The following is a 14,505-nucleotide window of genomic DNA, read 5'->3' on the forward strand; positions in this document are numbered from 1 at the left end:
TGAAACCGGGATAGTGCTATGAGGGCACATATCCCGGTTATTTTTATATTAAATCGATTAATGTAATAAAACTTGTGCGACTAACATGCCACCACCAAATACAAGTACAAAGACGACAACAGGCCATACAAAACGGAACCAGTGAGAATAACGCATATTGAGCATTTGTAATGTTGCCATGACTAAACCTGTTGGTGCTAAGAATAGCATTGCATATTGTCCAAATTGATAGGCAGATACAATAGTATATCTAGGAATACCAACTGTATCAGCTAGTGGTGCGAAAATAGGCATCGCTAACACAGCTAATCCAGATGATGATGGAATAATAAATCCTAAGAAGAAGAAGATAAATAATAAAGCGATAATAAATAATGGACCTTGAATATGTTCTACGAGTGAAGAAGAAAAATGTAAAATCGTATCTGAAATGCGACCATTATTTAATACTAAGTTAATGCCACGTGCTAATCCGATAATGAGTGATACCCCAACTAAACTGGAAGCACCTTTGACAAATTCATCTACGACACCTTGTTCACCTAAACCATTAGGGCCAGTTGCAGTGAGTAGCATGATAATAATGGTAAAGATAAGGAATGCAGAAGCCATTGTTGGGAACCACCAACCTTGTGACATCACACCCCATACCATGACTGGGAAAGGTATCACAAAGAGTAGTAAAATTAATTTTTTACGCATTGTAAATGATTGTTGTGTGGTATCGTGCTGCATCACAGACCATTGTTGATCAAATTCGTCTTTGTCTTCGTAACTATAAGACGCGGTAGGATCTTTTTTAATTTTTTTACTATACCAATAGAGGTAACCAATAACAAATAGTGCTCCGATAATACAACCAGCAATACGCCAATACAAACCTTCAGTAAATGTCGTGCCGGCCGCATTAGATGCGATGACGACTGAGAATGGATTAATCGTAGAGAAGGTCGAGCCCATCGAACTTGCTAAAAAGATAGCCCCAACACAAACAATAGAGTCATAACCCATAGCTAAAAAGATAGGGACAAGTATAGGATAGAAAGCCACAGCCTCCTCCTCAATACCACATAAAGTACCACCTAGAACCATTAATATAGATACAAAGAAGATTAATAAAAATTCTCTGCCTTTAGTCTTTTTAGTTAGTGCTAGTAAGCCAGATTCAAATGCACCACTAGCTTGAACGACACCAATTAAACCACCGAGTACTAAGATGAATACCATAATATCAGCAGCTTCAATTGTACCATTTACCATACTACTCGTAATATCAGACAAATGAGCAGGGTGTTGATCTAAGCGCTCATATGTATTGGGAATGGATACAGGTTTATTAATTGCACCCGAAGTAAATTGGTCAATATCAATTTTGACACCCATTTTATCTAGTTCTTGCTGTGTAGCTTTGTGTGTTTCAACTTTACCTTGCGGACTTTCGACCTTTAATACATGATCATCATAAGATAATTTAGAATAAGAGCCTGCTGGAATCATCCAAGTTGCTAAAACAGCTAAAATCGTTAAGATGAATAAAATTGCAAATGCACCAGGCATTTTTAACTTAAACTTTCTTTTTGGTGAAGATGTATGACCATCGTTCATCGTGTGTTCCGTTTCCATTAAATCTCCTCCCTATACATACTTTGTTAGTGAATAATTATAAATAAATATACATATAATTTCAAACAAATTAAGCATAACATTAATTATGAAAAATAATGAGGAAAAATTAACATTTACAAAGAAAAAATAATTAAGAATTAATGAAACTCAATCCCTCTGACTAAGCTATTATTAAATCATGTTGCCTAAAAATAACCAGTACGTTTTTGTCTTCACGTACTGGTTTCGTCTGCCGTTGATATACTATTGTTCGATATATTTTCTTAGATGTTTAGCGGTTACAGATTGTTCAACATCAAGTAAGCCCTGTGGTTCGCCGCTATAAAGGAGTTGTCCGCCTTTATCACCTGCATAGGGACCGATATCAATAAACCAATCCGCTTGTGTCATCATCGTTAAGTTATGCTCGATTAGGATTACTGTGTTACCTTGATCAATCAAATGGTTGAAACATTCGATGAGTATTGGAAGGTCGTCTTCATGAAGACCTGTCGTAGGCTCATCAAAAATAAATATGGCATCATGTACCGTTTCTGTTAAATATTTACTCAATTTAACACGTTGTATTTCCCCACCAGAAAGCGTATCAAGAGATTGTCCTAGTGTCATATAATTTAAGCCAGTATTTGCTAAAGCTTGTAATGGTTGAACAATGTGTTTATCGTTTTTGAATTTTTCAATGGCTTCTTGGACAGTTAACGATAATATATCGGCGATAGAGTAGCCATCCACTTTAGCTTCTAGTACTTCGGGACGATACCTTGTACCGCCACACATTTCACATGTTTGAGAGAAGTCAGGCATAAATGCCAACTCCGTTTTAATAATGCCCTTACCGTGACATTCGGGGCAGGCACCTTCAGAATTATAACTGAACATACTTTTCTTAAGGCCAGTTTGTTGACTGAAGAACGCGCGCACGTCATCAAAGATATTTAAATAAGTTAGCAAGTTTGAACGGTTTGATGCGTGGGCAGGTTTTTGGTCTATGAAAATCGCATGGCTATCTTTTTCAAATGCTGATGTAATTAATGAACTTTTACCTGAACCTGCTACACCAGTTACGACAGTCATTGCATGTTTAGGCAATTGCGTTGTGATATGTTGCAAATTATTTTTAGAAATATCATTAATCTCTAACATATCATTGTTTGATCTAATGTCATCTTTTAAAGTATGTGTACGATGAAGTGCTTGGCCGGTACTCGTTTGAGATTTGAGTAAATCTCTATAAGTGCCTTCAAATGTAATCTCACCACCATCTTTACCAGCTAATGGTCCAATATCTATAACATGATCGGCGGTCTTTATAACATCAGGGTCATGTTCTACAACAAGTACTGTATTACCTTTATCTTTTAAAGATTGTATTAAGTCGTTAATACGTTGAATATCCTCAGGATGAAGTCCCACACTTGGTTCATCGATAATATAGACAAGGTCACTGAGTGGACTGTTCAAATGTCTGATGAGCTTAATTCGCTGTGATTCACCACCAGATAAAGATGTAGTTTCTCGTGATAAAGTTAGGTAGTTAAGACCAACATAGCTCAATGATTTAAGTTGTTGTTTGAGTGGTTCGATAATAACTTGTGCTTTGGTCGATTCAATCGTTTCTAAAAATGCTAAAGCATCATCAATTTGTAAATCGGTAAAATCAGCGATATTCATACCATTGATTTTACAACTTAATACTTTGTCATTAAGTCGTTTGCCTTGGCATGACGGACAAGCATGTTGACTTACAACACGTTCAATATCTTTCGCAAAACGCTTCTTTTCAAAGTTATCATTTAATAAAAAGGAACGTCTAAATCTATGAATTAATCCTTCAAACTTTGCAGTTCTAGGCCAATTAGCTGGCGGATTTTTAAGTTTTGTTGGTTCTGTGTATAAGAACGTGTCCAATTCTTCTTTAGTATAATCTTTTAATTTTTTATCATTATCAAACAAACCTGTATATAAATAACGTTTTCCTCTCCAACTGTCAGGACGAAATGATGGAAAGTTAATCGCATCTTCATTTAAAGATTTATCAAAATCAAGCAGTTCATTTAAATCAATATCTTCGACATAGCCTAAGCCTGAACATGTTTCGCACATGCCTCGTGTATTATTAAATGAAAAGACATCTGAGTACCCGACAAATGGCTCGCCAATACGCGACCATAATAAACGTACAGAAGCATAAATATCTGAAATTGTACCTACTGTAGAACGCGAATTTCCACCTAAGCGTTTCTGATTAATAATCATTGCAACGGGTAGATGTTGAATTTGATCAACTTCCGGTTTGGAATATTGGCTTAATTGATGTTGGATATAACTCGAATAAGTTTCATTAAGTAAATGTTCAGATTCGGCAGCTAATGTATTAAATACTAGGGAAGACTTACCTGAGCCGGAACGCCCTGTAAATACAGTTAATTGATGTTTAGGAATGGTGACATTGATATTTTTTAAATTATTTTGTCTGGCACCAATGACTTTGATATCTGACATGTGTTTCACCTCTTAATACGATATTACCCTAATATGTATTTTCAATTCGTTATGGATATGTATTCAAACACATTCATTTATCATTAGATCAAGTGTGTATAGTTACAAAAAGATAAAATTTGTATAGAATTGGATTTGATTATTGACTTTTCAGACAAATTTTTGTAACATTTTAATCAATTACTAGTTAAAGTAAGTGCAAATGATGTCGAAATTTTTTATTTTAATATTATTGTAAGCGCTTACCAATAAATGAAAGGATGGTTCTTATGAAAGCTTGGTTTACAAAATTAATTGAGTTTTTACACGTGCAATTGTCAATTTATTCATTTAGTTATTTAGGATTGGTTTAAAAATTAAATAAAATAGAGGTGCCGAATATGAAAAATAGAGAAAATAAATATAGTATTCGTAAATTTAGTGTAGGAACATCTTCCATTTTAATCGCAGCATTATTATTTATTGGTGGAGGTTCTGCTCAAGCAGCTGAAAATCAAGATAAGGGAAATGTTGATTCAGAAGCACAACAAGCACAATCTATTGGGGAACAACAGGGAAATGATGTTAAAAATGAACAAACAAATCAATCTAGTGAATTAAAAAAACAAAACGATAGCGTTGAAGCACAAAATGACAATCAACAAGATGCAACACCAACAAGCTTACATAAAGAAACATCTGAGAAAGATACTACACAAACGTCACAAGACAATATTGAAGAGAAACAACCAAAAGATGCAACAGTAGAAAGTGATCAATCAGTTGACCAAGTACAACAAGATGTTAAAACAGCACCTAAAGAAAAAACAACAGAAGATCAAGCAACAAAGTCTGTTGAAAAACCAGATACTACAACGCCAAATCAAAAAGACAAAGCTAATGGTAAAGCAGTAAAAGAAGAAACGCCAACGCCTAGTCCAAAGGCGCGAGATAAAGCATCATCAACTCAAACACATCAACATGATGTAGATCCAGAATTTAATAGCAGACATAAAGCTTCACAAGTGGATCCAGAATTTAGTCATAAGCAAGCGCAAAAGAAAGCTGATGTAGATTCAGAGTTCAATAAAAATCATAAAGCGCAACAAGTAGATCCGGATTTCTCTCGTCGTCATGCTACAGAAAAAGCGACTCATGCTACTGTGAATAAAGAAAAATCGGATGCCACAATTAATCAAAAAGATCAACATAAAGTGACAGCACAATCAGTTGATCAAACAGCAACAGCTCCGAATCAAACTGATTCATCTCAAAAATCAAAACAAAAGCAACCTGTCTCTCTTGATCAATTAGAAAAAGATTCACCATTATTATCAAAAGATAATCCAAGTAAAAAAGATAAGGAACAAAAAGACGGTTTACAAGCACTGAAATCAAACTCAGTTGCTACATTAAATAATCAGTCTAAAAATAAAGTAGCTGTAGCAGATAAAGATCAAACAAATAAGAAAGCCAAACAACAACAGTATAAAAATCATGATCCAATCATTCTCGTTCATGGATTTAATGGATTCACTGATGATATCAACCCAGCTGTCTTATCACATTATTGGGGCGGCGATAAAATGAACATTCGCCAAGATTTAGAAGAAAACGGCTACAAATCATATGAAGCAAGTATCAGTGCCTTTGGTAGTAACTATGACAGAGCGGTAGAACTCTACTACTATATCAAAGGTGGTCGTGTAGATTACGGTGCGGCACATGCTGCGAAATATGGACATGAACGATATGGTAAAACATATGAAGGTGTATATAAAGACTGGAAACCAGGACAAAAAGTACATTTAGTTGGTCATAGTATGGGTGGACAAACGATTCGCCAACTTGAAGAACTTTTAAGAAATGGTAACCAAGAGGAAATTGAGTATCAGAAGAAACATGGTGGTACAATTTCACCATTATTCAAAGGCAATAATGATAATATGGTTTCTTCAATTACAACACTTGGTACACCACATAATGGTACACATGCTTCAAATTTATTAGGTAATGAAGCGGTTGTAAGACAGATTGTTTATGATATTGGTAAAGCCTTTGGTAATAAAGATTCAAGAGTCGACTTTGGTTTATCTCAATGGGGCTTAAAACAAAAACCAAATGAATCATATATCGATTATGCTAAACGCGTGAAAAATTCTAATTTATGGAAATCACAAGACAATGGTTTCTATGATTTAACTCGAGATGGTGCAACAGACTTAAACCGTAAAACATCATTAAATCCAAATATTGTTTATAAAACATATACTGGTGAGGCAACGCATCCATCACTATTTGGTAGACAAAAAGCAGATTTAAACATGTTCTTACCATTTATTTTAACTGGCAATGTGATTGGTAAAGCAAACGAAAAAGAATGGCGAGAAAATGATGGACTTGTATCTGTGATTTCTTCACAACATCCATTTAATCAAAAATATACACAAGCAACAGATAAAAATCAAAAAGGTGTTTGGCAAGTAACACCAACGAAACATGATTGGGATCATGTTGACTTTGTTGGACAAGATAGTTCTGATACAGTAAGAACTAGAGAAGAGTTACAACAATTCTGGCATGGTCTAGCAGATGATTTAGTACAAAGTGATAAGCTAACATCTGAGCAAAAAGCACAAGCATAAACAAAAACGCTATACGTTAAATAGAGAAAGGAGCATACGCTATGACTGCAGATTTCTTCCAATTAATCGGATCATTCTTCAAAGTATTAAAAGAATTATTTAAGTAATATATAAGTAAAGTACCTAACATGCTTTATGAGCATGTTAGGTACTTTTTTAATGTAAAAAGCAATTGAATTTAAATATATAAATTTAAAAAAGTAAAAAATATGTAAAGAAATATAAAAATAAATGATTTAATTATAAAAAGTTGTTATGATAAAGATGTGTCAATAATTCACTTTTGGAAGGAGATTTTAAAAATGAAAAAAATGACAATGTTAGCAGGTTCGGTACTAGCAGGTACACTCGCAGTTGCAGGTGTATCTGGTGTGGCAGATGCAAGCTCAGTACATAAAACTGCCAAACATCAACAACAAACAACTCAAGGTGACCATCCTTATGGTGGTATTGCTCTTAAAGGTATGTCAGAGAAACAATATGAAGAATTAGAAAAGAGATTACCGAAAGCAAGTGAAGTATCAACTAAAGAATATAATCAATTACTTGATAAAGAAACACAACGCATTGCAGATAAATATAATGTGACGATTCATGCACCACAAAAAACATTCCATCCACATCAATAATTCATAAATAATAAGGCGTCTCGCACAATGCGAGACGCCTTTATTGGTAAATAAAAAAGAGCTGAGACATAAAGAAATGCCTCAGGTCACAATAATACATTCAGTAGCGGAGGGAGAAGGATTTGAACCAACGCGAGCACGAAGCTCCTACCAATCATAAATGATTGGCCTCTTAAGCCAGACTTGAGTATCCCTCCAAATCAATTAACAGTATATAACTATCTATAGTAAATGTAAAGATAAATAGATTAAAATATTAAATATTTGTAGAAACGTGCAATATTCTATAATAATCAATTTAATTTTATAGTTAAATCAATCCTTTAACTATACGAATCAAGCCATAAATGAGTTCAGGTATACTTTGAAATAGAATTTCATAGGTTGTCTCTTTTAGAATGTCCACTTTTCTTCTTTTACCATTTTTATTTTTTGTTGCCAAAATCTATCCCTCCAGTTAAGCATCATCATAATAAAAGTTAAATGCACACTTTAAAACAATGAACGAATTAGACGCATAAGACCACCTACCATTTCAGGTAAAAAGTTAAACATGTCTGCCCAAAATGAGTTTTTAGTTTGTTTTTCATCTTCCGCAATTACTTTTTCGTCTTGCTGGTCTTGTTGAGATGTCATTGTAGTTACCCTCATATTCATCGTCGTATTGCTTCCATTTCATTATAACGTTCATTTAGCATCTATCATAATAAGATGGGGTTATATGGGCTAGTCCAATCCATTTCATATTTGTCACATGATTGTCAAAATTTAATCATATACATGATGATGTATAGAGATTCAATTTACAATGAAATGATATTAAGACGATAGTGCTTTAGAATGCCTAATCCCAAATTGTCTTAATCTTAATATAATGAAAATGAAATGAAAGCTTATGAAAACTTGTATTGAAGAATTCGAGAAATTTCTATATACCTCTTCACGTTGTTCAAAATCTTTTGTAGTATAGCACTCATGTTGATTTTTTGAACGAAACAAAAAGAGGGAAGCAGTGATGAGAGAGAATAAAATGATGTTTTTTATTTTTATGTTAGGTACGTTTACTGTTGGTATGGCTGAATATGTTGTCACAGGATTGCTTACACAAATATCTGATGACATGCATGTATCTATTTCAAGTGCGGGACTGCTTGTGAGTGTTTATGCGATTAGTGTGGCAGTGATTGGTCCATTCATGCGTATATTTACGATGAAAGTCCATGCGCATCGCCTGTTACCTGTGCTTGTAGCTATATTTATCGTGAGTAACTTAGTAGGAATGTTAGCGCCTAATTTTAATGTGCTTTTATTATCAAGATTAATGTCTGCAGCTATGCATGCACCGTTCTTTGGCGTTTGTATGAGTGTAGCAGCGGCTGTTGCACCACCAGCTAAGAAACCGCAAGCAATTGCCTTAGTTCAAGCGGGTCTAACGATAGCAGTCATGATTGGTGTGCCGTTCGGATCATTTTTAGGTGGCTTGGCTAATTGGAGAGTTGTATTTGGTATTATGATTATCTTAGCAGTGATAACGATGTTAGGTATGATGAAGTTTACACCACACGTTTCATTAAGCACAGAAGCCAATATTTCTAAAGAATTAACCGTATTTAAGAACCCACACATTTTAATTGTGATTTCTATCATCGTATTTGGTTATTCAGGTGTGTTTACAACTTATACGTTTATGGAACCAATGATTCATGAGTATGCACCTTTTAAAATAATTGGATTAACCGTATGTTTATTCTTATTTGGACTAGGTGGTGTAATTGGTAATTTAGTTACAGGTAGTGTACCAGAACACGCTTTAACTAAATATTTATTCTATACGTTCTTCTTATTATTTATAACCATTATCTTATTCGTTACTTTTGTTCATTATGCAGTATTATCATTACTCATTTGCTTCTTATTTGGTTTTGGAACATTTGGTACGACACCACTATTAAATAGTAAAATTATTTTAAGTGCACATGAAGCACCATTACTAGCAAGTACGCTTGCTGCTTCCATATTTAACGTAGCTAACTTTATTGGTGCTATACTTGGTTCAATATTATTATCAATCGGATTACCATATATGACGATTACGTTCATATCTGGTGGCATTATTATATTAGGTATCATACTCAATACTGTAAATAATGTTTACGAGAAAAAGCACATATCATTTCATAACTAATTGAAAACCCTGTTCGACACATGATCGAGCAGGGTTTTCTCATATTTTATCATTACGTTTCAACTTTAAAATTGACGACCTCAGGAATATGAGAATTTGAATGTTCTTTAAGGTAATCGATAATTAATTGCGCACCGTCAATCTGGATATCTTTAACAACTGGTGCGTTGGTGTACATATCATATTGACCACCACCCACTGAACGATAATTATTCACACAAATTGTATAGGTCTTATCAAAGTCTAATGGTTCACCATTGAATTGAATATGTGCTACACGTTGTCCTCGGGGTTGACCAGCATGAATCGTGTAGCTTACACCAGCGAATATATCATAATTAAAATGTTGGGGTTTCGGTTCCATAAAATCTTTACTGATAGTGATTTCTTCATGAATAACATCAAAATATTCAGCAGAGCGCTCTATTGCAGCTTTAATATCGGCACCACTCACACGTAACACTTTAAATGTATTTGGGAAAGGATAATTGTTAATAACATCACGCATTGTAACGTGTTTTGTAAAACCAGTTGCTGAATCAAATAAGGCTGTACATGCCATATCGGCGCCACTCTTAGCTAATAAGACATAATTTAAAAAATTAATAAATGGATGTGGTGCTACACGAGCATAAAATGCATCATCCACAATCATTTCATTAGGTAGTTCAGCAATCTGGGTATCGAGCCAGTCTTCTAATTGGCTTCTTAAATAGCGATCATCTTCATTAATAACAAAGTCATCATCATCGCTAACCGGTAACAAACTACATGACGCAATGCGTTCATGAGTGTCATCGTTGAAATTCAGAACGACTTTGCCTATAGATCGACCTCGTGTACCAGGTTGGATGACTGCCGTTTGGTTGAATAACGTTGCGATATCTCTATGTTGATGACCTGTGATGAATATATCAATATCATCACAGAAGTGTTTTAAAATCGCATAACCTTCATTCTCACCTGTTTGTGCTTCGGTAGGGTCTCCAGTTTCTAAATCGTTTTCAAAGCCACCGTGATAACTCACGACAACGAAGTCTGATTGGCGGCGTACTTCGGGTAGCCAACGTTGTAATGTCGTTACGGCACTTTCAAAGGTGAGTGACTGGATGTGTTCAGGTTGTTCCCAATGAGGGATATACTGCGTCGTTAATCCAATCACGCCAATTGTTTTACCATTAACATCGAAATAGTGAATGCCCTGATGCGTGAGTAATTCACCATTCTCAAAGATATTAGCACATAACACCGGATAGTTTAGACGATTCAATGTATCTTTCAAATAAGGTAACCCGTAATTGAATTCATGATTACCTAGTGTACCAAAGTGAAAGGACATACGATTATAGAAATTGACTAGAGGCTGACTATTCTTGATATGAGAGACGAGATAATTACAAAATGGTGAGCCTTGTAAAAAATCGCCATTATCTATTTTAATATGATGTGCGTAATGTTGTTGGTCTTTTTCAATCAAATGATTAGCCAACAATAAGCCCATAGGTAGGTATTGGTCTCTTTTGGAGAAATCTGTTGGAAATATGTAACCATGTATATCGCTCACTACGTAAAACGCAAGTTGTTCCATAAAATATCACTCCTCTTGTTGATCATCTTATGCGGGTTAATCTGTTTGGGTATTGTGTTGATGTTGACTTCCATAACTGCCAGCTTTAAAGGTTGAAGGATCATACCATTTATAACCTGATGGTGGTTGAGACCAAGGTTCCTTTTCAGGTTCAGTTGACTGTTGAGGCTGTTCAAACTGATGTAACGTTGTTTTACGATCCAGTTTGATTATACTATCTTTTAAAGATGTTGAAGTATCTTCTTTACTCATCCATTGAGTAATGTTAGTTAATAATTTTCCATTATCTTCTTCATGAAAACCATTGTATGTTTTTTTATTTTCACCGGTATCTTCACGTTTGTATTTTGGTGAACGATCTTCTACTAAGGAGGAATCTCCGATAAATACTGCTTTTCCTTTACCTAGTTTAGAAATGGCAACATATGGACCTTCTTCAACACCGCCATTATTGTACACCCCTTGATCGACAGCATGGGACCATTTATGTTTAGACGATAAATGCGAAGGTGTGTACACGATACCTTTAGCTTTATTAGGGTCAGTAATAGCTAGTGTACAACCTGCATGCATCGATACAGAATCGATCCCTTTGGTAATGCCCATACTTTCGTCTGATGACACTATATTTTTAGTATTCATATCTCCAAGGGCATTATAGCGAAAACGTACACCAAATTGATTAGAAAGCCAATCAGAACTTTTAACATCTTGCATTGCTTTAGAATGCTTCTCGTCATTTGTCATACCTTTAGACATATCATCGAAAGCGCCACGTCGATAACCATTCATCGCTTCCGAAGAATCAATTCTATTTAAATTTCTATCTGCATTATAGTGGTCTGATATGAAAACAACTTTACCACCTTGTTTTACATAATTAGCAATAGCTTCTTGTTCGCTTGTCTTAAATGGTACATTTGCTTCAGGGATGACTAATATCGCTGCTTGATTTAATGTTTGTTCATCGATATTGGCTTGGCCATCAATGTCTTTAACTTGATAACCCTGTGATTTAAATGAATCAGCATAATCAGAAAAAGCACCGTCACTTGTCCAGTCAGCAGCGCCCGCTGTTTGTGCATGTGATCGATCAAATAATACTGTTGGTTCATCTTTAGACGTAGGATTGGTTTGAGCTAATGTCATAGGCATAGCAGTGAAGAGGCTGCTTGCTAATATGGATGAAACTACAATACTTTTATATATTTTTCTCATAAATGATACTCCTTTAATAATTTTTTCTAATTATGAATTATAGAATATCGACGTTTACATTGTGTGGTATTTAATAAAATTTACAAAACCTTTAAGCGTATTTAAAAATGTGTTATTAAAATTCATTTTAATATAATACAAATTTACTTTAATATGTGATAATCTATAAGTGTAATTTTATTATATACATATTACACCAAATACGTATAAGAAGGGACAGTTATTAGATGAAAAAATTGAAGTATTTATTGATTCTTGTTTTATCAGTCATTATGTTTACGGCAGCATGTGGAAATTCAAGCTCTTTAGATAATCAAAAGAGCTCTGACAAAGGTTCAGATTCTAAATCTGGAGATTATAAACCAAAAGAATTAACGGTACAATTCGTACCTTCACAAAATGCAGATAAATTAGAAGCGAAAGCGAAACCACTTGAAAAACTTCTGTCTAAAGAATTGGATATGCCAGTTAAAGTATCCGTTTCTACCAACTACAATACAATTGTAGAAGCCATGAAATCTAAAAAAGTAGATGTCGGCTTCTTACCTCCTACAGCTTACACATTAGCACATGATCAAAAAGCAGCAGATTTATTATTACAAGCACAACGTTACGGTGTGAACAAAGATGGTTCACCTAACAATAAACTTGTGGATGACTACAAATCAGAAATTTTAGTAAAAAAAGACTCAGATATTAAAAGTTTAAAAGATTTAAAAGGTAAGAAAATTGCTTTACAAGATGTAACTTCAACGGCAGGTTACACATTCCCATTAGCTACATTAAAAGAAGAAGCGGGTATTAATGCAACTAAGGATATGAAAATCGTGAACGTTAAAGGCCATGACCAAGCTATCATTTCATTATTAAATGGTGATGTAGATGCAGCAGCCGTATTTAATGATGCACGTAATATTGTTAAGAAAGACCAACCAGATGTATTCAAAGATACTAGAATTTTAAAACTTACGGATGCCATTCCGAATGATACGATTTCTGTAAGACCAGATATGGATAAAAAATTCCAAGATAAGTTGAAAAAAGCATTTAAAGATATTTCAAAAACTAAAGAGGGACACAAAATCATTAAAGAAGTATACTCACATGAAGGTTATACTGATACAGATGATTCTAAATTTGATGTTGTTAGAGACAATGAAAAAGCAGTTAAAGATATGAAGTAATGCATACAGAGACTACATTAATAAATGAAACGCGTCATATTGATGCAAATATAGTTCAAATGACTTAAACAAAGTACATGACTTTGAAATGCTAAGTGTTGAATTGGATAAATTATTGGGAGAGGATGATATTCAATTCACCTTAGTATTTCTTTGTAAAAGAAAGGTGTCAAACATGAGTCAAATAGAATTTAAAGATGTCAGTAAGGTTTATCCTAACGGGCATGTCGGATTAAAAAATATTAATTTAGAAATAGAAAAGGGAGAATTTGCGGTTATTGTTGGCTTATCTGGGGCAGGTAAATCTACGTTACTTAGATCAGTCAATCGTCTCCATGATATTACCTCTGGGGAAATTTTCATTCAAGGTCAATCGATAACGAAAGCACGAGGTAAAGAATTACTTGAAATGCGCCGCAACATTGGTATGATTTTCCAACATTTTAATCTAGTCAAACGTTCTAGTGTATTAAGAAATGTATTAAGTGGGAGAGTAGGCTATCATCCGACATGGAAAATGGTACTTGGGTTATTTCCTAAAGAAGATAAGATTAAAGCGATGCATGCACTTGAGCGCGTAAATATTTTAGATAAATATGATCAACGTTCGGATGAACTTTCAGGTGGACAACAACAACGTATTTCAATTGCGCGTGCCTTGTGCCAAGAATCTGAAATCATATTGGCAGATGAACCTGTAGCATCATTAGACCCCTTAACAACGAAACAAGTTATGGATGATTTAAAGAAGATCAATCAAGAATTAGGCATTACGATTTTAATTAACTTACACTTTGTCGATTTAGCAAGAGAATATGGTACTCGTATTATTGGATTACGCGATGGTGAAGTGGTCTATGATGGGCCTGCTTCTGAAGCGACAGATGACGTCTTTAGTGACATTTATGGACGAACAATTAGTGAAGATGAAAAGCTGGGAGTGAATTAG

The 14,505-nt window shown here is 34.5% G+C and carries 10 protein-coding genes, 1 tRNA gene and 1 pseudogene; 5 read left to right on the top strand and 7 right to left on the bottom strand.

Annotated elements, in window-relative coordinates; translation table 11 throughout:
* Positions 1-57: 57 nt before the first annotated feature.
* Together AC2D8K_RS02535 and AC2D8K_RS02540 are read right to left on the bottom strand one after the other, a co-directional pair.
* A complete protein-coding gene (locus AC2D8K_RS02535; protein WP_075778286.1) occupies positions 58-1,623 on the bottom strand; it encodes a YfcC family protein in 1,566 nt (521 codons plus the stop codon).
* Positions 1,624-1,869: 246 nt separating this feature from the next.
* Entirely contained in the window at positions 1,870-4,128 is a 2,259-nt protein-coding gene (locus AC2D8K_RS02540; protein WP_454911767.1) for an ATP-binding cassette domain-containing protein, read from the bottom strand.
* A gap of 380 nt (positions 4,129-4,508) precedes the next feature.
* On the opposite strand from AC2D8K_RS02540, the gene lip reads away from it, so the two are divergent.
* A complete protein-coding gene (gene lip, locus AC2D8K_RS02545; protein WP_484697946.1) occupies positions 4,509-6,752 on the top strand; it encodes a YSIRK-targeted triacylglycerol lipase in 2,244 nt (747 codons plus the stop codon).
* Between the two features lie 302 nt (positions 6,753-7,054).
* On the top strand, positions 7,055-7,381 hold the full coding sequence (locus AC2D8K_RS02550) for a cell surface protein (RefSeq protein WP_484697948.1): 327 nt from the start codon (positions 7,055-7,057) through the stop codon (positions 7,379-7,381).
* A gap of 107 nt (positions 7,382-7,488) precedes the next feature.
* On the opposite strand, the gene AC2D8K_RS02555 is transcribed toward AC2D8K_RS02550, so the two are convergent.
* The 3 genes from AC2D8K_RS02555 to AC2D8K_RS02565 all read right to left on the bottom strand — a co-directional run bounded on the left by AC2D8K_RS02555 (position 7,489) and on the right by AC2D8K_RS02565 (position 8,017).
* Positions 7,489-7,578 (bottom strand) — tRNA-Ile (locus tag AC2D8K_RS02555).
* 113 nt (positions 7,579-7,691) lie between these two features.
* A complete protein-coding gene (locus AC2D8K_RS02560) occupies positions 7,692-7,823 on the bottom strand; it encodes a hypothetical protein (RefSeq protein WP_002452383.1) in 132 nt (43 codons plus the stop codon).
* A gap of 50 nt (positions 7,824-7,873) precedes the next feature.
* A complete protein-coding gene (locus AC2D8K_RS02565) occupies positions 7,874-8,017 on the bottom strand; it encodes a hypothetical protein (RefSeq protein WP_002452382.1) in 144 nt (47 codons plus the stop codon).
* Between the two features lie 379 nt (positions 8,018-8,396).
* On the opposite strand from AC2D8K_RS02565, the gene AC2D8K_RS02570 reads away from it, so the two are divergent.
* Positions 8,397-9,566 carry an MFS transporter gene (locus AC2D8K_RS02570; RefSeq protein WP_124228078.1) on the top strand — a complete coding sequence of 390 codons (1,170 nt, stop codon included), beginning with the start codon at positions 8,397-8,399 and terminating at the stop codon, positions 9,564-9,566.
* 52 nt (positions 9,567-9,618) lie between these two features.
* Here the strand turns inward: AC2D8K_RS02570 and AC2D8K_RS02575 are convergent, their stop codons facing one another.
* Together AC2D8K_RS02575 and AC2D8K_RS02580 are read right to left on the bottom strand one after the other, a co-directional pair.
* On the bottom strand, positions 9,619-11,154 hold the full coding sequence (locus AC2D8K_RS02575) for a bifunctional metallophosphatase/5'-nucleotidase (protein WP_124228079.1): 1,536 nt from the start codon (positions 11,152-11,154) through the stop codon (positions 9,619-9,621).
* Between the two features lie 39 nt (positions 11,155-11,193).
* Positions 11,194-12,309 (bottom strand): annotated as a pseudogene (locus AC2D8K_RS02580) (DNA-binding protein); the annotation flags it as partial.
* Between the two features lie 290 nt (positions 12,310-12,599).
* On the opposite strand from AC2D8K_RS02580, the gene AC2D8K_RS02585 reads away from it, so the two are divergent.
* Both AC2D8K_RS02585 and phnC read left to right on the top strand, forming a co-directional pair.
* Entirely contained in the window at positions 12,600-13,556 is a 957-nt protein-coding gene (locus AC2D8K_RS02585; protein WP_002452378.1) for a phosphate/phosphite/phosphonate ABC transporter substrate-binding protein, read from the top strand.
* A gap of 175 nt (positions 13,557-13,731) precedes the next feature.
* Positions 13,732-14,505: a phosphonate ABC transporter ATP-binding protein gene (gene phnC / locus AC2D8K_RS02590; protein ID WP_075778281.1), complete on the top strand. Its 774-nt coding sequence runs from the start codon at positions 13,732-13,734 to the stop codon at positions 14,503-14,505.

The sequence above is a fragment of the Staphylococcus sp. 510 genome, assembly GCF_057219715.1.